19 protein-coding genes are annotated in these 24,918 nt (G+C 72.3%); 8 read left to right on the forward strand and 11 right to left on the reverse strand.

Annotated features, from left to right (window positions below):
- Positions 1 to 62: 62 nt before the first annotated feature.
- The 4 genes from mimD to PP1_RS13835 all read right to left on the reverse strand — a co-directional run bounded on the left by mimD (position 63) and on the right by PP1_RS13835 (position 4,521).
- Positions 63 to 425, reverse strand: a complete 363-nt coding sequence (gene mimD / locus PP1_RS13820) for a propane 2-monooxygenase effector subunit MimD (RefSeq protein ID WP_010242492.1) — start codon at positions 423 to 425, stop codon at positions 63 to 65.
- Positions 422 to 1,606 carry a toluene hydroxylase gene (locus tag PP1_RS13825; RefSeq protein WP_010242494.1) on the reverse strand — a complete coding sequence of 395 codons (1,185 nt, stop codon included), beginning with the start codon at positions 1,604 to 1,606 and terminating at the stop codon, positions 422 to 424. The genes mimD and PP1_RS13825 overlap by 4 nt, the downstream gene beginning before the upstream one ends.
- Positions 1,606 to 2,664 (reverse strand): FAD-binding oxidoreductase, encoded by a 1,059-nt coding sequence (locus tag PP1_RS13830; RefSeq protein WP_029240048.1) that lies wholly within the window; start codon positions 2,662 to 2,664, stop codon positions 1,606 to 1,608. The genes PP1_RS13825 and PP1_RS13830 overlap by 1 nt, the downstream gene beginning before the upstream one ends.
- Before the next feature lie 219 nt (positions 2,665 to 2,883).
- Positions 2,884 to 4,521, reverse strand: coding sequence for a methane monooxygenase (locus tag PP1_RS13835; RefSeq protein WP_010242498.1), 1,638 nt, complete (start codon positions 4,519 to 4,521; stop codon positions 2,884 to 2,886).
- A gap of 536 nt (positions 4,522 to 5,057) precedes the next feature.
- On the opposite strand from PP1_RS13835, the gene PP1_RS13840 reads away from it, so the two are divergent.
- Both PP1_RS13840 and PP1_RS13845 read left to right on the forward strand, forming a co-directional pair.
- Entirely contained in the window at positions 5,058 to 6,890 is a 1,833-nt protein-coding gene (locus tag PP1_RS13840) for a sigma-54-dependent Fis family transcriptional regulator (protein ID WP_010242500.1), read from the forward strand.
- A 144-nt stretch (positions 6,891 to 7,034) separates the two neighbouring features.
- Positions 7,035 to 8,144, forward strand: coding sequence for a gamma-glutamylcyclotransferase family protein (locus tag PP1_RS13845; RefSeq protein WP_010242502.1), 1,110 nt, complete (start codon positions 7,035 to 7,037; stop codon positions 8,142 to 8,144).
- A 60-nt stretch (positions 8,145 to 8,204) separates the two neighbouring features.
- On the opposite strand, the gene PP1_RS13850 is transcribed toward PP1_RS13845, so the two are convergent.
- On the reverse strand, positions 8,205 to 9,578 hold the full coding sequence (locus PP1_RS13850; RefSeq protein ID WP_010242504.1) for an MFS transporter: 1,374 nt from the start codon (positions 9,576 to 9,578) through the stop codon (positions 8,205 to 8,207).
- Positions 9,579 to 9,758: 180 nt separating this feature from the next.
- Here PP1_RS13850 and PP1_RS13855 point away from each other — a divergent pair, with 180 nt between their 5' ends.
- Together PP1_RS13855 and PP1_RS13860 are read left to right on the forward strand one after the other, a co-directional pair.
- Entirely contained in the window at positions 9,759 to 10,673 is a 915-nt protein-coding gene (locus PP1_RS13855; RefSeq protein WP_010242506.1) for an ABC transporter ATP-binding protein, read from the forward strand.
- Positions 10,670 to 11,848, forward strand: coding sequence for an ABC transporter permease (locus PP1_RS13860; protein WP_010242508.1), 1,179 nt, complete (start codon positions 10,670 to 10,672; stop codon positions 11,846 to 11,848). The genes PP1_RS13855 and PP1_RS13860 overlap by 4 nt, the downstream gene beginning before the upstream one ends.
- Positions 11,849 to 11,880: 32 nt before the next feature.
- On the opposite strand, the gene PP1_RS13865 is transcribed toward PP1_RS13860, so the two are convergent.
- The 4 genes from PP1_RS13865 to pdxH form a co-directional block, all read right to left on the reverse strand.
- Entirely contained in the window at positions 11,881 to 13,275 is a 1,395-nt protein-coding gene (locus PP1_RS13865) for a cryptochrome/photolyase family protein (protein WP_010242510.1), read from the reverse strand.
- Between the two features lie 102 nt (positions 13,276 to 13,377).
- Entirely contained in the window at positions 13,378 to 14,688 is a 1,311-nt protein-coding gene (locus PP1_RS13870) for a citrate synthase (RefSeq protein WP_010242512.1), read from the reverse strand.
- Positions 14,689 to 14,777: 89 nt separating this feature from the next.
- Positions 14,778 to 16,148 (reverse strand): MFS transporter, encoded by a 1,371-nt coding sequence (locus tag PP1_RS13875; RefSeq protein WP_010242514.1) that lies wholly within the window; start codon positions 16,146 to 16,148, stop codon positions 14,778 to 14,780.
- A gap of 90 nt (positions 16,149 to 16,238) precedes the next feature.
- Positions 16,239 to 16,892: a pyridoxamine 5'-phosphate oxidase gene (pdxH, locus tag PP1_RS13880; RefSeq protein ID WP_010242516.1), complete on the reverse strand. Its 654-nt coding sequence runs from the start codon at positions 16,890 to 16,892 to the stop codon at positions 16,239 to 16,241.
- A 220-nt stretch (positions 16,893 to 17,112) separates the two neighbouring features.
- Between pdxH and PP1_RS13885 the strand changes: the two genes are divergently transcribed.
- Positions 17,113 to 18,261, forward strand: a complete 1,149-nt coding sequence (locus PP1_RS13885; RefSeq protein WP_010242518.1) for a citrate synthase 2 — start codon at positions 17,113 to 17,115, stop codon at positions 18,259 to 18,261.
- Between the two features lie 24 nt (positions 18,262 to 18,285).
- Here the strand turns inward: PP1_RS13885 and PP1_RS13890 are convergent, their stop codons facing one another.
- Positions 18,286 to 19,209, reverse strand: coding sequence for a hypothetical protein (locus PP1_RS13890; protein WP_010242520.1), 924 nt, complete (start codon positions 19,207 to 19,209; stop codon positions 18,286 to 18,288).
- A gap of 91 nt (positions 19,210 to 19,300) precedes the next feature.
- Positions 19,301 to 20,587, reverse strand: a complete 1,287-nt coding sequence (locus PP1_RS13895; protein WP_033200638.1) for an MFS transporter — start codon at positions 20,585 to 20,587, stop codon at positions 19,301 to 19,303.
- Positions 20,588 to 20,657: 70 nt separating this feature from the next.
- On the opposite strand from PP1_RS13895, the gene PP1_RS13900 reads away from it, so the two are divergent.
- The 3 genes from PP1_RS13900 to sepH all read left to right on the forward strand — a co-directional run bounded on the left by PP1_RS13900 (position 20,658) and on the right by sepH (position 24,904).
- Positions 20,658 to 21,644 carry a GlxA family transcriptional regulator gene (locus tag PP1_RS13900; protein WP_010242524.1) on the forward strand — a complete coding sequence of 329 codons (987 nt, stop codon included), beginning with the start codon at positions 20,658 to 20,660 and terminating at the stop codon, positions 21,642 to 21,644.
- 74 nt (positions 21,645 to 21,718) lie between these two features.
- Positions 21,719 to 22,852: a phosphoserine transaminase gene (gene serC, locus PP1_RS13905; RefSeq protein WP_010242526.1), complete on the forward strand. Its 1,134-nt coding sequence runs from the start codon at positions 21,719 to 21,721 to the stop codon at positions 22,850 to 22,852.
- A gap of 306 nt (positions 22,853 to 23,158) precedes the next feature.
- Positions 23,159 to 24,904: a septation protein SepH gene (sepH, locus tag PP1_RS13910; RefSeq protein ID WP_083697010.1), complete on the forward strand. Its 1,746-nt coding sequence runs from the start codon at positions 23,159 to 23,161 to the stop codon at positions 24,902 to 24,904.
- Positions 24,905 to 24,918: the final 14 nt, after the last annotated feature.

Raw genomic sequence — 24,918 nt, forward strand, 5'->3', positions numbered from 1 at the left:
ACCGGGTCGCTGCGCCATCAGCCCCGGGCGGTACGGCGTCGTGGTGGACGAACGGCCGGGCGTCAGTACACGGGCTTCAGGTCGAAGTCGATGTACTCGGCGGCGTCCTCGGGATTGGCGAACATGATCGTCTTGTCGTCGAGGTGGACCATGCGCCCGTAGTGGGTCGACATGTTCTCCTCGAACTCGGCCGCGTCGAACCAGCCGTCCTCGTGGCCGGCCTCCTCGTCCATCTCGGCGTAGTCGACCTCGAACTTGCCCTTGCCGTCGACGCGGATCATCGAGGGCAGGTGCTGCACGGTCACGTTGTCCTGACGGTCCAGGACGGTCGCGATCACCGAGCCGATCTGGTTGTTCATCAGCGTGAAGCCGCACATGTTCGAGGCGGTGCTGTCCTGCTTGAACGGGCTGTCGGTGCTGGTCACTGCTTCAGCTCCTCGGGGACGTCGAGACCGAGATCGGCGCAGATCCCGGCGAAGCGGTTCTTCGCCCGGTCGAGGGAGTCCTCGAACGTCGGCGGCTTCGAGTCGGACTGGGACCACATCGGCTGCATCGTCCGTGCGGCCTCCAGCGCCTGCGGGACGTACGTCCGCAGCCATCCGCTCATGAGTCCGCGGTTGTGCTCGGCGAACTCGCGGTCCTGGTTCAGCGGTGCGAAGCAGGCGACCGTCCAGCGCAGGTCGCGCTGGGCGTAGTCGTACTCGCCGGCACCCATGACGGTCGGCGTGACGAAGTCGCCGTTGGTGGCCGCGGACTGCATCACGAGGTTCGACCGGAACAGCTCCCCGACCAGCGGCTCGAAGACGCAGTTGGTCGCGAAGATCGCCTCGCCCCAGTCGTCCTGCACCGCGGTGAGCGCCTCGGTCAGCTTGCGGGCGCCCTGCCACTCCGGCGCGTTGTCCCACGCGTCGAGGTGTGCGGAGCCGTCGAAACCGTCGATCTCCTCGGAGAGGGTCAGGTTGTAGAGCGCGAGGTCCTGGGCGAACCGGATCTTGCGGGTGGAGTTGGCGGCCAGCGCCGTGTTGTGCATGTTGGTCGGCGCGGACCGCTCGTTGGACGCGAAGACGTACAGGCCGAGTACGTGCTCGATGTGCATCCAGGCGCCGACGTTGCGCTCGACGAACCGGGCCCAGTTCGGGTTCCAGAGCTCGAACGCCTTCGCGTTGCGGGCGTTGTCGATGTTCTGGGTGAGCTGGCGGACGACGTTCGCGTTGTACCGGTAGAGGGACTGCTCCCATTCCTCGTTCGGATCCCGGAACTCGTGCCAGCCGTGGGCCGGCCAGTTCTTGACGTGCAGGCCGCCGGTCCCGATCCCGCGCTGCGGCTCGGGCTCGTCGACGCCCCAGGCCTTCAGCTTGGTCCAGTGCAGCGGGTAGCCGCCCTCACCGTTGGCGAACCCGTAGATCCAGCCCTGGGCGAGGTAGTGCCGCGGGTCCGGCTGGACCTCGACGGTGGTGTCCTCGTACAGGGTCTGCTTGCGCTTGGCGGGGTTGTAGTAGTTGTAGTGGCGCGCGCTCGAGCTCGAGTCCGGGAACTCCCGCGCCCCGGCCTCCGCGTCGGTGAAGACGGGCTTGGGAACGCTGCGCGTCTCCGGCTGTGTCGTCATCAGGATCCGTCGCCTTCCTGCTCACCGGTGGTGGTGAACCTGTCGTAGAAGATGTTCTGCTCGCTCACGCCCAGCTGGGTGAGCGTCGCGATCGCCGCGTCGACCATCGGCGGCGGTCCGCAGACGTAGGCATCGACTCCCTTCAGGTCGGCCTCGTGTTTCCGGACCACGTCGGTGATGAGTCCGGTCTCCCCGTCCCACTCCGCGCTGCCGGCGTCCTCCGGCTCGGACAGCGCTGGTACGAAACGGAAGTCGGTGAGCTGGGGCGACAGCGCGGCGAGCTCCTTCTCGAAGCACAGGTCACGCACCGTCCGCGCGCCGTAGTAGAAGGTGGCGCGCCGCTCGACCCCTCCCTCCGCCATCGCCCGCAGCAGCCCCAGCACCGGCGCCATGCCGGCCCCGCCGCCGACGAAGATCAGCGGGGAGTTGCGGTTCTGCCGCAGGGTGAACGTCCCGAACGGGGCCTCGACCTCGAGCGTGTCGCCCACCTGGAGCTGCGTGTCGAGGTACTCGGAGAACAGGCCGTCCGGGTAGATCTTGACGACGAACTCGAGCAGGCCGTCCCGGTTGGGGACGTTCGCCATCGAGAACGAGCGGGTCTCCTCCGTGCCGGGCACGACGAAGTCCATGTACTGGCCGGGGAAGAACTTGATCTCGGCGGGCTCCACCAGCTTCACCGTGAGGTGGCGCATGTCGTGGGTGACCGGCTCGATCGAGACGACCTCCACGGTGCCCTTCGTGAGCGGCAGGCCGGACCGGATGATCTCCTCGTCGTAGTTGAGGAGCTCGATCACCAGGTCCTCGTACGCGTGCGCCCGGCAGAGCAGGGTGGAGCCCTCCTCCTTCTCGTAGTCGGGGAGCGCGAACGTCGAGTAGCTGTCGTACTCGATGTCCTCGCCCTCGAGGACGAACGACTTGCAGGCGGAGCACTGCCCCTCCTTGCAGCCGTGCATGAGCTGGACGCCCTGCTCGGCGGCCGCCCGGAGGATGGTCTGGTCCTCGTCGACCTCGATCTCGATGCCGACCGGTTCGAACCGCACGACGTGTTTGTCACCCACGGTCTTCACATCACCTCTCTGGCGGTCCCGCGGAGCGGGACCGCCGCACGACCGACGTGGTAAAAGCGACGAATCGGACAGATAGGGACACACGGGTCCCCGGTGCCCGGGCAGGACGGGCGGGGTGACCCGGCCGGGAAGACGACCTCCCGGCCGGGCCGCGGGAAGAGGGCCCCGTCATGGCGTGACGGGAGCCCTCCCCCCTCGCCTGACCCGCGCTCAGGCGTCGGTGGGCGCGGGCCGGCCCGCGGGGCCCTGGCGGTTGTAGTCCGCCGCGAAGGCCTCGCGCTCCGAGTCGCTCATCTCGTTGAGGATCACGTTCGGGCTCGCCAGGTGCGGCATCCGCCGCATGTGGTCCAGGGTCCACATCTTCTTCGGATCCAGGTCCAGGTGCGGCTGGGCGGTCAGGGTCTTCCCGTCGTCGCGGACGAAGCCCATGTCCTGGACCACGTCGGCCCAGTTCCACCCGTGGTACAGCGTCTCCCACTCCCGGTGACCGACGAGCTTGCCCATGTTCGGGGTCTCGCGGCCCTGGTAGACCGGGCGGAACGCCTCCGCGTCGGTCCAGCGGCAGACCTCGTGGCAGTACGTGCGCCACTGGCCGTCCACCTTGTCGACGACCATGTCCTCACGCACCAGGCACGGGACCATGCAGGTCCAGCAGCGGTGCGGGTACACGTAGTCGACGTCCTCGGCGACGATCGCGTGGTGACCGTTCGGCTTGGCGAGGCGGTTGTAGTTCTCCCACCACTTGCCGTAGCGGTCGTACCAGCCCGGGTACTTGTACTCGAACCACTCGAAGTCCTCGTCGGTCATGCCGTCGATCCGCCAGTAGTTGGCGCACCAGCCGGTGGCGAAGAACTGCGCGACCTCGTGGACGTAGCCCTTGTTCCAGATCTGGTTCCAGGACTCCTCGACCAGGTCGTGCGGGATGACGAGGCCGTACTTCTCGAGCGGCAGGAGGTACGAGCGGTAGTAGTCGTCGTAGATCCAGCGGCGCCACATCTCCGCGTAGGACTCGCGGTCCTTGCGGCGGTCCTTCGTGCCGTACTCGATGAAGGTGCCGATCGCGGCGTCGACGACGCGGTGGTTGTTCCACCACGCGTAGCGCAGGTCCCGCTCGAGCAGCTGGCGGTTGTCCTCGTCCGACAGCGCCATCAGCAGCGTGGCGTAGCCGTTCGAGATGTGCCGGGACTCGTCGGACTGCACCGAGTGGAAGACCGTCGGCAACAGGTAGTCGCCGTTCGCCGCGGCTTCTGCCGGCATCGCCACGAACAGCGTGTTCGTGAACGCCGTCTCCGCGACGATGGTCAGGTAGATCGACGCCGCGGTGATCGCGTCACCGGTGATGAACCCCTCGGCGAACTGGCGGCCGATGGTGCCGCAGTAGTCCGACTGGAAGTTCCGCAGCGAGTTGTTGAAGCCCGCCGGGTCGATGTAGTTGTTCATGTACAGGCGCTTGAGGTTCTGCTGGATCGTGCTGTGCCGAACCTCGTCGATCATCTGGATCGCCTGGCCGTTGTGCAGCTCCGGGTTCGGAACCACGTGGAACAGCATCGGCATCGAGCGCGCCGCCGAGATCTCCGGCAACGGGATGATCGACAGGAAGAGCTTCTGCCACTCCAGCCAGCGCTCCTGCACCTGCCGGAACATGTTGCCGCGGATGGCGCCGTCCTGGGCACCGTAGACGCGGTGGTCCTTCTCCTCCTCCATCGGGAAGTACGAGCGCAGGACCTGCTTCAGCGGGTCCTTCTTCTGCGCCTTCTTGAAGGTGTAGTCGGTTCCGTACTTCATGTACGGCTCGTGGTACTGCGGCTCCCAGGAGAGCTCCTGGATCTTCTGGTGCGCCTTCGCCAAGCTCTGCCGACTCACGTCGTCTCCTCACAGTGGTGGGTGGTGGTCGGATTCGGTCCGTGCTGGTCGCGCGTCGTCCGGTGGGCCGCCGTCACACGTCCTCCGCGGGTCCCCGCCGAGCGGGGAGAGTGCGTGCCGTGCGGTCCACCTCGCCCGACCGCCGGACCTCGGGGCGAGCGCGGGTGCCCCGGGTGGAGATCGGTCGCGGGAGCGCCGGCCGGAGGTTCGCGAGTGGATCCCGCGGCTCATCGCCGGTCGTCCCGTGCTGCGAATCACACCGGGTCCGTACGGCGACAGAGGTCTCAATATGAGACGCTGCCGCGCCGCCACGTCTGGTGATCTTCCTCTCACGGCGCGTACCGTCGCCGTCACACGATCGTCCGGAGCAGGTCACCGCTGCTCAGGCACCGGACGACGGGTGTGGTTCCCGATCTCGACGCACGGCGAGGAGGCCACGCGTGACATCCCTGCCCGACGGCGTGCGGGGCGGTACCGGAACCGCCGGTCCACCGGGCCCACGGCGCCCCGCGGACGACCCGATGAACGATCTCCTGGCCGCGTCGGCGACGTCGACGACCGCGGCGGAGCGCATCGCGGCCGCGCGCGACGCCTTCCTGCACAGCGACGACGTCGGCGCCGACGTCGTCCGGCCGCCGATCCTCGCCTCGTGGATCCGGTCGCGGGACATGGCCGTGCCGTACGACGCCATCGACCTGCCGGAGCTCGACCGCGAGACGGACAGCCCCCTGACCAGGGCGGCCCGGCCGATCGTGACCGAGCTGTGCGACCAGTTCACCACCGAGCCGGTCAGCCTCATCCTCTGCGACTCCGACGGCGTCGTGCTCGACCGGCGGACCGGGGACTCCGCGCTGGGCCAGCACCTCGACCGGGTGTGGCTGGCGCCCGGTTTCTCCTACGCCGAACGGCACGTCGGCACGAACGGCATCGGGACGGCGCTCGAGGGGCGCCGTCCGACCGCGGTGTTCGGGCACGAGCACTTCGTGGAGCACCTGGAGGACCTGGCCTGCGCGGGTGCGCCGATCCGGCACCCGATCACCGGCAAGATCCTCGGTGTGGTCGACCTGACCTGCTGGCGGCGGGAGGCGAACGCCCTGATGATGGCCACCGCGTCCACCACCGCCCGGCGGATCGAGGAGGCGCTGCTCGCCGCCTCCGGACGGCACGAGCTGACCCTGCTGCACGACTACCTCGTCGCGGTGCAGCGCGCCGGGAACTCACCGGTGCTCGCCGTCGGCGACGACCTGGTGATGATGAACGACCGGGCCCGGGAGCTCATCGCCCCCGGCGACCAGGTGCCGCTGCTCGCCGACGCCACCGACGCCCTGCGCACCGGACGCTCCCGGCAGCTGGTGGTGGACCTCCCCAGCGGCGTGACCGCCCGGGTGCAGTGCCGGCCGAGCTGGGCCGAACCGGGATCGGCCGGCGGGGTGCTCCAGGTGACGCTGACCCACCGGGAGACCTCGTCACGGACGCCGGGGACACCGACCATCACCACCGCGCTGCCCACCGCCGTCGGGGCCGGGGCGCTGTGGACCAAGTGTGCGCAGGCCGTGGACCGGCACTTCCGCACCAACGAGTGGGTCGTGCTGCAGGGCGAGCCAGGCTCCGGCCGGACGACGCTCGCCCGGGCCACCCACCACCTGCACTCCCCCGCCGGGCACGTGCGCGTCCTCGACGCCGCCGACTGCTCCCCGCGCTGGCTCGCCGAGGTGTCCGACGAGCTGGCGGGCCGCAGCGGGACCCTGGTGCTCCGCGACATCGACAAGCTGCCGCCGGCCGCGGCGACGGCGCTGACCGACCTCCTGGAACCGCAGCGGGAGTCGACCTGCCACGAGCGCCCGTGGGTGGTGGCCACCCGCGGGCCGGGCGCGGACGGCGTCTCGGAGAGCCCCGAGCTGACCGCGCTGCTGCGGGCCTTCCCCCGCACGATCGAGGTGCCGCCGCTGCGTCACCACGTCGAGGACGTCGCCGAGCTGGTGCCGTACCTGCTGGCCCGGCTGACCCGCGGCAGCGACCTGAGCTGCTCGCCGGAGGCGCTGCGGGTCCTGATGCGCAACCGCTGGCCGGGCAACGTCGAGCAGCTCTACCAGGTGCTGCGCAAGGTCGTGGCGCGCCGGCGGACCGGGACGATCCGGATCGAGGACCTCCCGCCGGAGGCGCGGGCACTGACCCGCCGGGTGCTGACGCCGCTGGAGTCGATCGAGTGCGACGCCATCGTCGACGCGCTGCTCGATGCCGACGGGAACAAGGCCGAGGCGGCCCGGCGGCTCGGGATGAGCCGGGCGACGATCTACCGCAAGATCCGGGGCTACGGGATCGCCGTACCGGAGGGAGTCACCGCACCCGGGTGACCCCCTGCTCCGTCCCGGCTCCGTCCTGCACCTCGCACGGGAACCCGTCGCTCGCAGCAGAACCGATCCCGTGCGAGGAGCGCGGACCCGTGCGAACTGCGCCGGCGCGACACCGGCACCTCTGTTGATCTACGGTCCCTCCGCATGGAACCGGACACTTCACCCCCGTGGCCGGACTCCGCGTTCCCCGCGGACCCGTACCCGGGCACCCGGCCCGACGCGTCGTACGTCCACGACCAGGGGGGTTCGTTCCCGCTCACGGCGGACCCTGCGTGCCCGTCGGGGTGGCGGGTCGAGGACCGGTGCCTCGACGAGTGGCTGGCCGGCCGGGGCGCGCCGCCGTGCGCGGGGCGGGTGCCGGTCCTCGCCTACGGCTCGAACGCGAACCCGTCGAAGATCTCCTGGACGCGCGCCGAGCGCGGGCTGGCCGGGCCGGTCGTCGTCCTGCGGGTGCGGACGGAGGGCCTGGCCGCGGTCTGGTCGGCCGGGTACCGGGTGGTCGACGACCAGCGCCCGGCCACGCTCGCCGCGGTCCCGGGTGTCGTCGAGGAACACGCCGTCTGGCTGGCGGCTCCGGAGCAGTTCACCGCGCTCGACGTCGTCGAGGGGCGGTCGGCCGACCCGCCGCGGTACCGGCTCGCCCGGGTCGCGACCGGCGGCGTCGTCCTCGTCGACGGTGACGGTGACGGCACGCTGGACCGTCCGTACGCCTACGTCGCACCCGTCGCGCCCACCGGGGACGAGCGCACCGACCGGCGTCCGCTGCTGGTGGACGGGGCCCCGGTGCGGTGCTCGTCGCTCGGCCAGGACGCCGCCCGGACGCTGTCCGGCACCCCCGGCGACGACGGGCTGGACGCGGCGACCGTCGACGGCGTCCCGCACCCGGACGGCTGGCCGGCGCGGGTGTTCGTCTACGGGTCCCTGATGCCCGGGCAGCGCGCCTGGCCGCTGATCCGGGAGCACGCCGCGCCGGAGGTCCTGCCGCAGCCCGGGTTCCTGCCGTCGGGCTCGGTCTCCGACACCGGGCACGGGTACCCGGCGCTCACCCTGGACGGTGGCCCCGGTGTCCCGGGCTACGTCGTCGAGCTCGCCGACCCGGTCGCGGCGCTGCCGTCGCTCGACGCCTACGAGGGCCCGGAGTACCGGCGGGTCCGGGTCACCGCCGAGGGCGGCGCCGTGTGCTGGGCCTGGTCGTGGATCTCGTCCGCCGACGGGCTCACCGCGCTGCCGCTCGGCTGGGCCGCGCGGAGCTGACACGACGACGGGCCCGCCTCCGAACTGCGGAGACGGGCCCGGTGAGTCGTGCGGGACGGGTCAGGAGCTGCCCTTCCCCGCCAGCTTCGCCTGCTGCTCGGCGAGACCGGGGACGTCCCGGCCCTTGATCGACACGCCCTTCGTCTCGATGACGAAGTACAGGGCGATCATGCCGATCAGGCAGGCGCCCATCATGTAGTACGCCGGGAACAGCACGTCGCCGGTCGCCTCGACCACGCTCTCGTTGACCAGCGGCGCGGTACCGCCGAACGCGGCCGTCGCGACGTTGTAGGAGATGGCCATCCCGGCGAACCGGACGTGCGTCGGGAACATCGCCGGGAAGGTCGCCGAGATCGTCCCCAGCTGCAGCAGGTAGATCAGGCCGAGCACGGTGAACCCGACGATCGCCCAGGCCAGGCCCTGCGCCATCAGCATGTACATCGGGATGGCGAGGACGAAGATGCCGACCAGGGATATCCCCCAGCACGGTTTGCGCCCGATCCGGTCGGACAGGGCACCCGCGAACGGGATCAGCAGCATCATGATCGCCTGCCCGACGACGGCCAGGGTGTCGGCGCTCGCCGAGTCCATCCCGATCGTGGTCTGCAGGTAGGTCGGCATGTACGTCAGCAGCGTGTAGTTGATGACGTTCAGCGCGATGACCAGGCCGAACAGCGCGAGGATCGGCTGCCAGTAGCGGACGATGAGATCCTTCAGCGCCCCGGTCGCCGCCGACTCGGACTCGCCGGCCTCCTCGAGCTCCCGGAACACCGGGGTGTCCTCGAGCTTGGTCCGGATGTAGAGACCGATCATCGCCAGTGGGAGCGCGATCATGAACGGGATCCGCCAGCCGTAGTCGAGCATGGCCTGCTCGCCGATGGCGGTCTCGAGGCCGAACACGACCAGCACGGCCAGCGTGAAGCCGGCCAGCGTGCCGAACTCCAGGAAGCTGCCCCAGAAGCCGCGCTTCTTGTCCGGGGCGTACTCCGCCATGAAGGTGGCCGCGCCGCCGTACTCACCGCCGGTGGAGAAGCCCTGGACGATGCGCAGCAGGAACAGCAGCGCCGGGGCCGCCCAGCCGATCGTCTCGTACGACGGGATGACGCCGATCAGGAACGTCGCGATACCCATCAGGATGATCGTCATCGACAGGACGCGCTGCCTGCCGATCCGGTCGCCCAGCGGGCCCCACACGAAGCCGCCGAGCGGTCGCAGGATGAACGAGATCGCGAAGCCGAGCAGCGTTCCGAGATAGCCCAGTTCGCCCGGGAAGAACGCGTTCGTGAGCTCGACCGTCAGGTACGCGTAGATGCCGTAGTCGAACCATTCCGTCGCATTACCGATCGCCGACGCGGCGACCGCCCTGCGCAGGACCGATGGCTCGACCTCGTCCTCCGCCCCCTGCTGGCCTGGGTTGGCCGGGACCGATGTCATTTCGGTACACCCCCCATTCGCACAATGCTCCCGCAACCGGAGACGCATTTTCGTTACACGATCGACACAATCTCCGCGCTATTGCAGTCAACGGAGCGTACAGAGCGCAATGATCCGTTGCCACCCCACGCGAGCGTCGCTTCGCGGTGCGCGGCACGGGGTCCGTGTAGCGTCCTGCGGGTGCTGGCGATCGAGGGGCTCGCCAAGCGGTTCGGCACCGTGACGGCCCTGGACGGCGTGACGTTCGAGGTCCGGCCGGGCGAGCTGTTCGGCTTCGTCGGCGGCAACGGCGCCGGCAAGACGACGACGATGCGCATCGTCCTCGGCGTCCTGGAGCCCGACGCCGGAACCGTGTCGTGGCGGGGCTCACCGATGGACGCGGCCGTCCGCCGCCGGATCGGGTACATGCCCGAGGAGCGCGGGCTCTACCCGAAGATGCGGGTCGCCGAGCAGCTCGTCTACCTGGCCCGGCTGCACGGCATGTCCCGTGCGGCCGCCGTCGCGGCGGTCGAGCTGTGGACCGGGCGGGTCGGGCTGGCCGCACGGCGGGGCGAGGAGGTGCAGAAGCTGTCGCTCGGCAACCAGCAGCGGGTGCAGCTCTGCGCCGCGCTGGTGCACGCCCCGGACGCCCTCGTGCTCGACGAGCCGTTCTCCGGACTCGATCCCGCCGCCGTCGACACGATGAGCGAGGTCCTGCGCGAGCAGGCCGCCGCCGGGATCCCGGTCATCTTCTCGTCACACCAGCTAGAACTGGTGGAACGGCTCTGCGACCGGGTCGGCATCATCTCCGAGGGCCGGATGGCCGCCGTCGGCTCGGTCGGGCAGCTGCGCGAGGGCACCGCCCCGCGCTACGACGTCACCGGGCCGCCCGCGGGCTGGGCCGACGCGCTGCCCGGGGTCCGGGTGCTGGGCACCGACGGCGACCGCACGCGGGTCGAGCTGGAACCCGGCGCCGACGACCAGAAGCTGCTCGCCGAGGCGCTCGCCGCCGGTCCGGTCCGCGCCTTCGGGCCGTACCGGCCGCCGCTGACCGAGCTGTACCGCGACGCCGTCGCCGACCGGCCGTCCACGCCCGGCTCCGGGACGGCGTCGTGACCGGCACCGCGGGGATCGTCGCGCTCGTCGCCCGGCGGGAGATCAGCACCCAGGTCCGGTCCCGGACGTTCCTGATCGGGCTGCTGCTGATGATCGTCGTCTTCGGCGGGTACGGCGCGGTCTTCGCGTTCGTCGGGTCGCAGTCGTCGACGTCCTCGCTGGTGCTGGACCCGGCCTCGCGGGAGCTGCGCCCGGCCCTGCAGGCCACCGCGGACCGGACGGGCGCCGGCCTGACCCTCACCGAGGCCGGCAACCGGCAGACCGCCGAGTCGATGGTCCGCTCCGGCGAGGCGGACGCGCTCCTCACCGGTGGTCCCGGCGTGTACCAGCTCGTCGGGCTCGACGACGTCCCACCGGGGCTGCGCACGCTCGTCACCGACGTCGTCGAGCAGGAGACCGTGAACGGCGCCCTGCGCACGGCCGGGGTCGATCCGGAGCAGGTCACCGCCCTGTCCGGGGTCGGGGTCCGCACACTGGTGCCGCCCGACACCGAACGCGGCCAGCGCGTGGGGATCGCGTTCGCCGTGACGTTCCTGCTGTTCTTCTCCGTCACCGCCTACGGCGCCGCCGTCTCGCAGGGGGTCGTCGAGGAGAAGTCGAGCCGGGTGGTGGAGCTGCTGCTGTCGACGATCCGGCCGCGGCAGCTGCTGGCCGGCAAGATCCTCGGGCTCGGCCTGGTCGGGCTGCTCCAGCTGCTCGTCCTCGGCACGATCGGGACGACGGTCGCGCTCGCCACCGGCGTGCTGGCGGTACCGGCGCTGCTGCTCGGGACGCTCGCATCGGTCGTCGTCTGGTACCTGGTCGGGTTCTTCCTGTTCGCGACGCTCTACGCGGCCGCCGGTGCGCTGGTGTCCCGCCAGGAGGAGCTGCAGTCGGTCACCGCACCGCTCGCGGTCCCGCTGCTCGTGCCGTTCCTGCTGGCCGTCGCGATCCTGCCGACCGACCCGCGCAACCCGCTGACGACGGTGCTGTCGTTCGTGCCGTTCTTCTCCCAGACCCTGATGCCCGCCCGGGTCGCGCTCGGCGTCGCGGCGTGGTGGGAGGTGCTGGTCGCGCTGGCCCTGGCCCTCGCCGCACTGGCCGGGATGGTGCGGCTCGCCGCCCGCGTCTACCGCAACTCGATCCTGCGGACCGGTTCCCGGGTGAGCTGGCGGGAGGCGCTGACGCGCTCGTGAGTGGTTGTCGCGGTCCTGACCGACTCGACCACTCACGAGCGCTTCGCCGCCTTCACTGCTTCGTAGCGGGCCAGGGCCTCCTCGCGCTCCGCCTTGTGCTCGACCATCCGCTCGGGATAGCCGTCCGGGAGGCCGTCCTTCAGCTTCCAGGGCTGGTGCACGGCCTTGCCCGGCACGTCGGCGAGCTCCGGGACCCACCGGCGCACGTAGTCGCCGTCGGGATCGAACCGCTCCCCCTGGGTGATCGGGTTGAAGATCCGGAAATACGGCGCCGCGTCGGTGCCCGACCCGGCCGTCCACTGCCAGCCGTGCTGGTTGGAGGCGAGGTCGCCGTCGACCAGGAGCTGCATGAAGTGCCGCGCGCCCCACCACCACGGCAGGTGCAGGTCCTTGACCAGGAACGACGCGACGACCATCCGCACCCGGTTGTGCATCCACGCCTCGGCACGGAGCTGGCGCATCCCGGCGTCGACGATCGGGAAGCCGGTGCGCCCGTCCTTCCAGCGTTCGAGGTCGTCGTAGGCCGCCTCGTCGGTGCGCAGCGGGAGGTGGTCGAAGCCGGTGTCGTAGTTGCGCCGCGCGGAGTCCGGACGCCGGTACAGCACGTCGGCGTAGAACTCCCGCCAGGCGATCTCGGTGCGGTAGGCCTTGACCGAGTCGCCCCGGCGCGACCCGAGGTCGGCGAGCAGCGTGCGCGGGTGCACGCAGCCGTACTTGAGGTACGGCGACATCCCCGACGTGCCCTTCTTCGCCGGCATGTCGCGCTGCGACTCGTACTCCGCGACGCCCTCGTCGAGGAAGTCCGCCCACCGCGCCGCCGCCGCGGTCTCCCCCGCGTCGGGCAGCGCGGAGTCGCAGGGCTCGTCGGCGGGGACCTGCACCGCGCGTGGCCCGCCGCCCTTGCCGGACGGGTCCATCCAGGTGCAGGTCGACGCGGACGTCTCGGCGGGGGCTCGCCAGCCGTGCTCGGCCCAGGCCCGGCTGAACGGGGTGAACACCTTGAACGGGTCGCCGTCGCCCTTGGTCACCCGGCCCGGCGCGACGGCGTAGGGGGACCCGGTGCGGACGAGCTCGGCGCCGGCGTCGGTGAGGGCCTTCTCGACCTGCTCGTCGCGCTCCCGGCCGTACGGGCCGTAGTCGGCGGCGACGTGCACGGTGTCCGCACCGACGGCCGTCGCCACCCGCGGGACGACGTCGGCCGGGTCGCCCTTCACCACCAGCAGCCGTCCGCCGAGCGCGGAGTCGAGCTCCCGCAGGCAGCCGTACAGGAAGTTCCGGCGGGCCGCGCCCGACGGGTCGAGGAGCGCCGGGTCCAGCACGAACAGCGCCAGTGCCCGGTCGGCGGCGTCCGCGGCGGCCAGGAAGGTCGGCTGGTCGGCGACCCGGAGATCGCGGCGGAACCACACGACGGCAGTGCTGGAGGCCATGGGGCACGACGCTAGCCGCGGGGCCGCGCGCCCGCCCGGCGAACGACGACGGCCCCGCCGGGGTTCTCCGGCGGGGCCGTCGCAGGCGCGGTCAGGTGGGGTTCAGCGCTGCCCCACCGGCACGTAGAGCCGTTCCGCCGAGCCGGTGTACAGCTGGCGCGGGCGGCCGATCTTGTTCTGCGGGTCGTTCATCATCTCGCGCCAGTGCGCGATCCAGCCCGGGAGCCGGCCGAGTGCGAACAGCACGGTGAACATCTTCACCGGGAAGCCCATCGCCCGGTAGATGACACCGGTGTAGAAGTCGACGTTCGGGTAGAGCTTGCGCTCGACGAAGTAGTCGTCGGCCAGCGCCTTCTCCTCGAGCGTCATCGCGATGTCGAGCAGCGGGTCGTTGACGCCGAGCTTCTTCAGGATCGTCTCGGCCTGCTCCTTGACGATCTTCGCGCGGGGGTCGTAGTTCTTGTAGACCCGGTGCCCGAAGCCCATCAGCTTCGCGCCCTGCTCCTTGTTCTTCACCCGGTTCACGAAGTCGTCGACGTTGCCGCCCTCGACGTCCTTGATGCGGGTCAGCATCTCCAGCACGGCCTGGTTGGCGCCGCCGTGCAGCGGGCCGAACAGCGCGTTCACGCCTGCGGAGATCGAGGCGAACAGGTTGGCCTGGCTGGACCCGACGAGACGCACCGTCGACGTCGAGCAGTTCTGCTCGTGGTCGGCGTGCAGGATCAGCAGGGTGTCCAGGGCGCGCGCGACGTCGGGGTCGACCTCGTACGGCTCCGCCGGGAACCCGAAGGTCATCCGCAGGAAGTTCTCGACCAGGCCCAGCGAGTTGTCCGGGTAGAGGAACGGCTGGCCCACCGACTTCTTGTAGGCGTAGGCGGCAATCGTGAAGACCTTCGCCATGAGCCGGACGGTGGAGAGCTCGACGGCCTCCTCGTCGTGCGGGTCCAGGCTGTCCTGGTAGAAGGTCGACAGCGCGCTGACCGCGGACGACAGCACCGGCATCGGGTGCGCGTCACGCGGGAAGCCCTCGAAGAACCGCTTCAGGTCCTCGTGCAGCAGCGTGTGCCGGCTGATCCGGTTGGTGAAGCCGTCGAGCTGCTGCTGGGTGGGCAGCTCGCCGTAGATGAGCAGGTAGCTGACCTCGAGGAACGTGGAGTTCCCGGCCAGCTGGTCGATCGGATAACCGCGGTAGCGGAGAATGCCTGCGTCGCCGTCGATGTAGGTGATCGCGGACGAACAGGCGGCCGTGCTGGTGAAGCCGGGGTCGAAGGTGACCAGGCCGGTCTTGCCGAGCAACTTGCTGACGTCGACGGCCTGCGACCCCTCCGTCGGGGTGTGCACCGCCATCTCGAACTCGCCACCCGAATGCTTCAGGACGGCGGTGTCGGCTTTGGCGGCGGTCTCGTCGGACATGTGGAGGTTCCCTCTCACAGCGGGGATCAATCGGGTCTCGGGCACACGCTAGCCCGCCGTGCGGGATCCGCAGAACGCGGCGACGAGAGTCACCCCGGCGAGCTGTTCGTCACCGGTGCCCGGTATCGGAGGAACTCGGGGAACTTCGCGACACACACGAGTGTGCCCACGATCACGGCCACGCCGCCCAGGGTCGCGGTGAGGCCGGGACCGATCACGGCGGCCGACGGACCGTGCCAGAGATCGGCCAGCCGCGGCCCACCGGCGACGACCACGATGAACACGCCCTGCATGCGGCCGCGCATCTCGTCGGTGGCCACCGTCTGGAGCATCGACGACCGGTACACCGAGCTGACCAGGTCGCCGGCACCCGCGACGGCGAGCGCCAGCACGGCGAGGAACAGCGAGCCGGTGAGTCCGAACACGACGATCCCGCCGCCCCACACGCAGACCGCGACGACGACGGCGACGCCCTGCCGCTGCACCCGCTGCAGCCAGCCGGACAGCACCCCGCCGGCCACCATCCCGAGCGGGATCGCCGCGAACAGCAGGCCCTGCTGGATGCCGCCCTCCGCGGTCCCGCCGAACGTCGTCGCCGCCATCTCCGGGAACACCACCCGTGGCATGCCGAAGCCCATCGCGATCACGTCCACCAGGAACGACACCAGCAGGATCCGGTGCATGCCGACGTAGCGGAACCCGTCGGCGACGGCCCGCAGGCCCACCTTCTGCCGGCCGCCCCCGGTGCTCTGCGCGGAGCTGGGCAGCGGCGGGAGCCGCCAGGTCGCCCACAGCGTGGCGAGCAGCGCGACCGCGTCGAGCAGGTACAGCGTGGACAGGCCGATGACGGGGATCAGCACCCCGGCGAGCAGCGGCCCGAGCACGGCGCCGACCTGCACGACGGTCATGTTCAGCGCGTTCGCCGCCGGCAGCTGCTCGGCCGGGATCAGCCGGGGGATGACGGCGCTGCGCGTGGGCTGGTTCATCGCGAGCATCGCCGACTGGACGGCGAACAGCACCAGCACCAGCCAGACGTTCCCCAGGTCGGTCGCCGACGCGACCCACAGCGCCAGCGAGGTCAGCGCGATCCCCGAGCCGGTGAACAGCAGCATCACGCGGCGGTCGACGGCGTCGGCGATCGCGCCGCCCCACAGCCCGAACACCACGAGCGGGACCAGGCCGAACAGGCCGGTCAGGCCGACGTAGGCCGACGATCCGGTCAGCTCGTAGATCTGGATCGGGACGGCGACGACGGACAGCTGCGCGCCGATGACGGTGACGATCCCGGCCGTCCAGAGCCGCCGGTAGGCGGGCGTGCGCAGCGGCGTCGTGTCGGCGAACGTCGACCGCAGCACCCCGGTGACCCGGGACCGGACGGTCCGGGTCCGCGCCGTCGTGGCGCCGGTCGGGGGCTCGGGTGCGACGGGGCGGGTCGGGGACTCCCGGTCCGGGCCCGGCACCGGCTGGGTCGGCCCGTCACCGGGATCGTTGCGCCTGCTCACGATGTCAGGTGTACACGGGCGGGCGACCCGCCCGCCTCGGGGTTCCCCCTACGGGGCGAGCCTGCGGACCGACCAGGCGTCGTCGCGGCCGACGTCGAACCGCAGCCGGTCGTGCATCCGGTCCTCGCGGCCCTGCCAGAACTCGACCTGCCAGGGCACGATCCGCCAGCCGCCCCAGTGCGGGGGTCGCGGGATCCGCTCGACGTCGTCGAACCGGGCGGTCACCCCGGCCAGCGCCTGGTCGAGGACGTTGCGACCGGCGACGACCGTCGACTGGGCCGACGCCCACGCCCCCAGCTGGGACCCGCGCGGGCGGAGCGCCCAGTAGGCGTCGGACTGGCTGTCGGAGCACCGCTCCACCCGGCCGGCGAGCTGCACCTGTCGCTGCAGGTCGTACCAGGGGAAGGTCACCGAGGCGACCCGTGTGCGGTTCAGGTCGTGGCTCTTCGACGACGTGTAGTTCGTGTAGAAGACGATCCCGCCCGCGTCGAGGCCCTTGCACAGCACCGTGCGCGACGACGGCACGCCCTCGGGGTCGGCCGTCGCGAGCACCATGGCGTTCGGCTCGGCGAGGGCGGCCTCGCGTGCCTCCTCCAGCCAGACGGTGAGCTGCTCGTGCCAGGTCGGGGCGAGGTCCGCGACGTCGAACGGCCGACCCGCGTAGTCGGTCCGCATCCGCTCCAGCGCCGGCGCGTCGGTCATGGTTCCCCTTCCGAGCAGGTGTTCCCCCGGCCCCGACCGTAGGCGGGACCGGATCGCCCGTGCACCCGCCGAACGGCGGGCTCGTGCCCCGTCCGGCCCGCACCGTCCGTCGCCGTCCCCGGGCCTGCCCGGTTCGTGACCGATCACACCGGCCGGTCGCGTTGCCGGGAACCACGTACCGGGAGCAGGGTGACCGCGAATCCGAGCCGAAGGAGACCCGGTGACCGAGACCGCGACCAGCCCGACGCACGAGGTACCGCCGCCACCGCCCGGGTTCCGGTCCGGTCTGGAGGGCCACGTCGCGTTCCGGACCGAGATCGCCGAGCCGGACAAGGACGGCGGGGCCCTGCGCTACCGCGGCGTCGACCTCGAGGACCTCGCCGGGAAGGTGACCTTCGGCGACGTCTGGGCGCTGCTGGTCGACGGCCGGTTCGGCCAGGGGCTACCGCCCGCGGAGCCGTTCCCGATCCCGGTGCACACCGGTGACGTCCGGGTCGACGTGCAGGCCGCGCTCGCGATGCTCGCCCCCTACTGGGGCTACCGCCCGCTGCTCGACATCGACGAGGCCGAGGCCAGGGACAACCTGGCCCGCGCCTCGGTGATGGCGCTGTCCTACGTCGCCCAGTCCGCGCGCGGGATCGGCGTGGCCGCCGTCCCGCAGTCCCGGATCGACGAGTGCTCGACGATCACCGAGCGCTTCATGACCCGCTGGCGCGGCGAGCCGGACCCCCGGCACGTCGCCGCCGTCGACGCCTACTGGGTCTCGGCCGCCGAGCACGGCATGAACGCCTCGACCTTCACCGCCCGCGTCATCGCCTCCACCGGGGCCGACGCGGCCGCGTCGCTGTCCGGTGCGATCGGCGCCATGTCCGGCCCTCTGCACGGCGGTGCCCCCGCCCGGGTGCTGCCGATGATCGACGAGGTCGAGCGGACCGGCGACGCCGAGTCCCTGGTCACGGGCATGCTGGACCGCAAGGAGAAGCTCATGGGCTTCGGCCACCGGGTGTACCGGGCCGAGGACCCGCGCGCCCGGGTGCTGCGCCGGACCTGCCAGGAGCTGGGCGCACCCCGCTTCGAGGTGGCGGCGGAGCTGGAGCGGACCGCGCTGTCGGTGCTGCGCGAGCGCCGCCCGGACCGGCCGATCGAGACGAACGTCGAGTTCTGGGCCGCGGTCATCCTCGACTTCGCCGAGGTCCCGCCGCACATGATGCCCGCGATGTTCACCTCGGCCCGGACCGCGGGCTGGTCGGCGCACGTCCTGGAGCAGAAGCGGGAGGGCAAGCTGGTGCGCCCGTCCGCTCAGTACATCGGGCCCGGGCCGCGCAGCCCGGAGCAGGTCGACGGCTGGGACGCCGTCACCGGGAGCTGAGCCGCCGCCGGGCGGCGCGGGCCCTCAGGCCGCGCCGCCCGCCTCTTGCTGCAGGTCGAGGTCGTGGCGCTCGCGCCGGACCCGCTGGTCCTGGTGCAGCAGCGCGGTCGCCCCGATGCCGAACCCGTACGTCGCGGTGACGACCGCGACGATCGCCACGCCGCCGAGGACGAACGCGAGCGTCACCGCACCGGCCACCCCGATCAGCACGGCGACGATCCCCACCGGGATCGCCACGACGAACACGGCGAGCACGACGCTCAGCCCGACCAGGATCTGGACGCCGAAGCACCGCCACCACGAGCCGCGCACGAGCTCGACCGAGCGCCACAGCGCGTCCCGGGCCGGGCGACCCTCCACGACGGCGGCCGCCGGCGCGAGGGCCAGCAGCACCGACAGGTACAGCATCAGCAGGTACGAAGCGGCGACGAGCACACCGCCGAGCACGGCCCCGAAGCCGCCGGCACCCCACAGCGGGCCCGCGACCCCGGACGTCACGAGGGTCGGGACGAGCCCGACCACCGTGACGACCACCTCGACCCCGTAGATCGCGCCCAGCCGGGGCCGGGCCGCCGCCCAGGCATGACCGAGGCCGATCCGGGAGCGGCCGAGCACCGCCGGGTGCAGGGTCGCCAGCACGGTCGCAATCGCCGGCGGGGCGACGGCGAGCGTCACCAGCGCCGCCGGGATCGCCGCCAGCGAGCCCTCGGCGAAGGCGGTGCCCGGGTCGGTCGTCACCGGGCGGTCCAGGTCGAACCCGGCCGTCGCCGCCTGGGCCCCCAGGACCAGCAGCGACAGCAGCAGCGACGGCACCAGCACCGCCACGGGGTTCGCGCGGACGAACCGGATCCCGCCGCCGACGATCTCCCCCGCGTCCAGCGCGCGCAGCGGCACGATCCCCGGCCTCGGCGGTTCCGCGCCCCGTCCGCCCGGGTCGTTCTCGCTCATCGATGTCCCCCTCGCCTCGACCGAGACCCCCGGCGTACCGGACGGACCGGCCGCGGGGCCAGCGGGACACCCGATCGTGATCACCGCGCGATCAGGCGGCGGGGGTGGGCTCCGGTGTCCGCTGCCGCCGGATCGCCACCGAGAGACCGGCCGCGACCAGGCACAGCACCGCGCCGCCGTACCAGGCGGCGTCGTAGCTGCCGAGTGCGTCACGGACCACGCCGGCGACCAGAGCGGCGAAGGCGGCACCGAGCTGGTGCGAGGCGAAGATCCAGCCGAAGACGACGGCCGACCGCGCCCCGAACACCTCCCGGGCCAGCGCCATCGTCGGCGGGACCGTGGCGACCCAGTCCAGCCCGTAGAACACGACGAACGCGAGCATGCTGGCGTTCAGGTCGGTGCCGAACAGCGGCGGCAGCAGGAACAGCGAGACACCGCGCAGCGCGTAGTAGGCCCCGAGCAGCAGGCGCGGGTCGACCCGGTCGGTCAGCCAGCCGGAGAGGATGGTGCCGACCAGGTCGAAGATCCCGACCAGGGCGAGCAGCGACGCGGCCGTCGTCGCGGGCATGCCGTGGTCGTGCGCGGCCGGCACGAAGTGCGACTGGACCAGCCCCGCGGTCGTCGCACCGCAGATGAAGAACCCGCCGACGAGCAGCCAGAACGTGCGGTGACGGGCGGCATCGCGCAGCGCGCGCAGCGCCAGTGCGGCGGCCCCCGACCGTTGCGGTGCGACGACGTCGGCCTCGGTCCCGCCGTACGGCAGCACCCCGACGTCGGCGGGCCGGTCGCGCAGGAACAGCAGAACGACGGGGACGACGGCGAGCGCCGCGGCCGCGGTGACCAGCGCCGCCGGGCGCCACCCCACGGACTCGACGACCGTCGCCACCAGCGGCAGGAACACCAGCTGCCCGGTCGCGGTCGCCGCGGTGAGGATCCCGGAGACCAGCCCGCGCCGGGCCACGAACCAGCGGTTCACGACGGTCGCGACGAGTGCCATCGCCATCGAGCCGGTGCCCAGTCCCACGACGACGCCCCACAGCAGCACCAGCTGCCAGACCGCCGTCATGAACACGGTCGAACCGGCCCCGACCGCGACGAGCAGCAGGGCGCAGCTCACCACCCGCCGCACCCCGAACCGCTCCATCAGGGCGGCGGCGAACGGCGCCGTCACCCCGAACAGGGCGAGGTTGACCGCGAGGGCGAACGAGATCGCGCCGATCCCCCAGCCGAACTCGGCGTTCAGCGGCTCGACGAGCACGCCCGGCGTCGAGCGGAAACCCGCCGCGCCGAGCAGCGCCAGGAACGTCGCTCCGGCCGCCCACCAGGCCGGGTGCACCCGGCGTTCCCGTCCCGCGGCGCGCGGGGGTGCCTCCGTCATGCCCCGAGCCTGCCCCGGCGCGATGATCGACGACAGTGGCCGATCGGACGACATGTGCAAAAATTCGGCCATGTCCACCGCACCGCACCGGGTCGGCGTGCTCGCCGTCGAGGGCGTGATCGCGTTCGAGGTCGCGATCCCGGAACGGATCCTCGGCACGACGACCGCGTCCGACGGCACCCCGCTCTACGACGTCCGGGTCGCCTCCCTCGACGGCGGCCCGGTCCGCACGAGCTCCGGCTACCGCCTGCTGCCCGAGCACGACCGGGCGGTGCTCGACGACGCGCAGACCCTGGTGGTCCCGGCCGTCGCGCTCGGCGGGCCCGGACCGGCGGGCCGCCCGCCGCGGGAACCCGACCCGGCGGTGCTGGAGCTGATCCGCTCCGCCGCGGCCCGAGGACGGGTGGTCGCGATCTGCACCGGCGCGTTCGTGCTGGCCGCGGCCGGGGTGCTCGACGGCCGCCGCGCGACGACGCACTGGGCGCACGCCGACCGGTTCCGGTACCGGTACCCGCAGGTGGAGCTGGAACCCGACGTGCTGTTCGTCGACGAGGGGAACGTGCTCACCTCCGCCGGGGTCGCCGCGGGCATCGACCTGTGCCTGCACCTGGTGCGCCGCGACCACGGCGCGCAGGTCGCGTCCGCCACCGCGCGGCGCAACGTCGTCGCGCCGTGGCGGGAGGGCGGTCAGGCCCAGTTCGTCGAGCATCGGCCGGCCGAGGACGACGGCCCGGACACGGCGTCCGCGCGGGACTGGGCGTTGCGCCACCTCGACCGGCCGCTCGGCGTCGAGGAGCTGGCCGGGCGGTCGTCGATGAGCGTCCGCACCTTCACCCGGCGCTTCCGCGCGGAGACCGGGACGAGCCCGGGGCGCTGGCTCGCAGCCCGGCGCCTCGACCTCGTCCGACGCCTGCTGGAGACGACCGACCTGCCGGTCGAGCAGGTCGCCGCCCGCTCGGGATTCGGCACCACCGCGGCGCTGCGGCACCGGCTGCACACCGAGATCGGGATGGCGCCGCTGGCCTACCGGCGCACGCACCGCGCCCCGCAGCGCTGAGTCCGCGGCACCGGGATGTGGCAGGGGGCACCGTCGGGTCGGCAGGGCCGTACGGTGCTGCAACACTGGTCGGCGTGACCTCTCCAGCCGATCTGAAGATCCCCGCCGACCTCCTGCCGTCGGACGGCCGCTTCGGCTGCGGACCCTCCAAGGTGCGGACCGAACAGCTCTCGGCGCTCGCCGCGACCGGTGACTCGCTGCTCGGCACCTCGCACCGGCAGAAGCCGGTGAAGAACCTGGTGGGACGCGTGCGGGCCGGCCTGTCCGAGCTGTTCTCGCTGCCCGAGGGCTACGAGGTCGTCCTCGGCAACGGCGGCTCGACCGCGTTCTGGGACGCCGCCGCGTTCGGCCTCGTCCGCGAGCGCTCCCTGCACCTCACCTACGGCGAGTTCTCGCAGAAGTTCGCGGACACCACGAAGGGTGCCCCGTTCCTGGCCGACCCGGTGGTCGTCTCCGCCGAGCCGGGCAGCGCGCCCGCGCCGGTGAGCGACCCGTCGGTCGACGTGATCGCGTGGGCGCACAACGAGACCTCGACCGGCGTCGCGGTCCCGGTGAACCGCCCGGCCGACGCGACCGACGACCAGCTCGTCCTCATCGACGCGACCTCCGGCGCCGGCGGCCTGCCCGTCGACGTGTCGCAGTCCGACGTCTACTACTTCGCCCCGCAGAAGGGCTTCGCCTCCGACGGTGGGCTGTTCCTCGCGCTGATGAGCCCGCGCGCGCTCGCCCGGGTCGAGGAACTGGCGTCCTCGGACCGCTGGATCCCGCCGTTCCTGTCGCTGGCCACCGCCGTCGACAACTCGGCCAAGGACCAGACGTACAACACCCCGGCCGTCGCCACGCTGTTCCTGCTCGCCGACCAGATCGACTGGCTGAACGGCCTCGGCGGGCTCGACGGCGCCGTCGCACGCACCCGCGACTCGTCCGAGCGGCTGTACTCCTGGGCGGAGAAGAGCGACTTCGCGACGCCGTTCGTGACCGACCCCGCGCACCGCAGCCAGGTCGTCGGCACGATCGACTTCGACGACTCGGTCGACGCGGCCGCCGTCGCGACCGCGCTGCGGGCGAACGGCATCGTCGACACCGAGCCGTACCGGAAGCTGGGGCGCAACCAGCTGCGCGTCGGCATGTTCCCGGCGGTCGAGCCCGCGGACGTCTCCGCGCTCACCGCGGGCATCGACTGGGTCGTGGGGCAGCTCGCCTCCTGACCCCCCCGCTCGACGACGGCCGGGCACCGCCTCCTGCGGTGCCCGGCCGTCGCACGTCTGGGGTCCTCCACGATTCGTTGCGTGATCGATAGCGACTCGTTGTAGTCACACGAGTCACACGTGCCCCACTGTCCTCATGCACCACGGTCCGTGGGAGTCTGCGCACGGTGAGTGACGCCACTCCCGGGTCCCACGGCCAGGTGGACTCGGCGACCAGGCAGAACTCGCCCGGCGCGCCTCACCCGGAGCCGAGCCGTGGGGATCTACCGTCACCCGGACGGGGACGAGCAGCGGGAGGACTGATCGATGCGGGCGTTGCGGGTCGTGGGGGTGACCGGGGACGGCTCGGTCGTCCTCGAGGACCCGGGGCGCCGCGAGCGCTACACGGTTCCGGCCGACGAGCAGCTCCGCGCCGCCGCACGTGGCGACGTGACCCGGCTCGGCCAGATCGCGATCGAGTTGGAGAGCCAGTTGCGCCCACGGGAGATCCAGGCCCGCATCCGGGGCGGCGCGTCGGTGGACGAGGTCGCCGCGGCGGCAGGCGTCCCGACCCAGAAGATCGAGCGCTTCGCCTATCCGGTGTTGCTCGAACGCTCCCGCACCGCCGAACTCGCACAGGGCGCGCACCCGCAGCGGGCCGACGGCCCCGACTCACGCACCCTCGGCGAGACCGTCGCGCACACCTTCGGCCTCCGCGGGCAGGACTACGCGTCCGCCGGCTGGGACTCCTGGAAGGGCGAGGACGGCAAGTGGGTCGTCGTGCTCACCTGGCAGACCGGGCGCTCGGACAACGCCGCGCGCTGGGCCTTCCAGCCCGGGGCGCACGGCGGCACCGTCGTCGCGCTCGACGAGCACGCCTCCGACCTGATCGAGGGCCTGCCGGCGCGTCCGCTGCGCCCGCTCGGCGCCGTCGTGGACATGGCCCGTGACGAGGACGACCAGTCCTCCGCACCCGCCGCAGCCGAGCCCGCCCGGGCCGTCGCGGGCGGCCAGGCCCCGGCACCGCCGGAGGCGTGGGCCGGGCGCGGGATCGCACCCGAGCAGCGCCGGTCCAGCCCGCCGCGACCCCGGATCGAGCCCTCCACCCGGACGTCCACCCGCACCGACGAGGCGCGCCCGCCCGCCGCCGCGGCCCCGGTGATCCCGCGGACCGATCCCGACGACGACACCGCCGGTCCCGGGGACCCCGCCGGTCCCGGGGACTCCGCCGACCCCGCCGCCACCACCGTCGCCGACGCTTCCGACGTTGCCGAGCCCGTCACCTCCGCCGAGGCGGCCGCCGCCGCCGGTTCCGGCGGTTCCGACGCCGCCGGGGCCGTGGCCGCACCGGGATCGGCCGGCGGATCGCAGGCCGCTGCTGCGCCGAACACTCCCGCCGGCAACTCCACACCGGGCATCCCCGCCCCCGGCTCCGGCAGCCGGTCCGCCGGGGCACCGGCAGACCCGGACGGTGCAGCGACCCGGTCCACCTCGGCTCCGGCCACTTCGGCTCCGGCCACCTCGGCTCCGGCCGGCTCGACCCCGGCCGACCCGGATGCCGCCGACTCGTCCTCGGCCGCCTCCGCCCCGTCGGCCTCGGACACCAGGGGGGACCAGGTCCGTGGAATCGCTTCCCAGGGAAGCGATTCCAGCGACACCACCCCCCCGGACTCCGCCGCGACCGGCGCCGCGGCCCCGCGCTCCGGGACCACCGGCGCGACCGCCGCCGGTTCCGACAGCACCGGTTCCGACAGCACCGGTTCCGACAGCACCGGTTCCGACAGCACCGGGCCCGACAGCACCGGTTCGGACGACACCGGTTCCGACGACAGCGGTTCGGACGACACCGGTTCCGACGACACCGGTTCCGACGACGCCGGGACCGCCGCAGCGGCGGCCGCCGAGCAGGCCCCGCGGAACGGGACGCCCGCGTCCGACGAGGAGAGCGGCACCACCGGTACGGACCAGGGGTCGCGGCAGCGCGGCGGCGCCGCGGGACGGCGGACGAAGAAGGGCAAGCCGGTCATGCCGTCCTGGGACGAGGTCCTGCTGGGCGTCCGCGGCCAGCGCTGAGACGACCCGACCGG

This window comes from Pseudonocardia sp. P1 (genome assembly GCF_000178675.2).
Taxonomy (GTDB): domain Bacteria; phylum Actinomycetota; class Actinomycetes; order Mycobacteriales; family Pseudonocardiaceae; genus Pseudonocardia.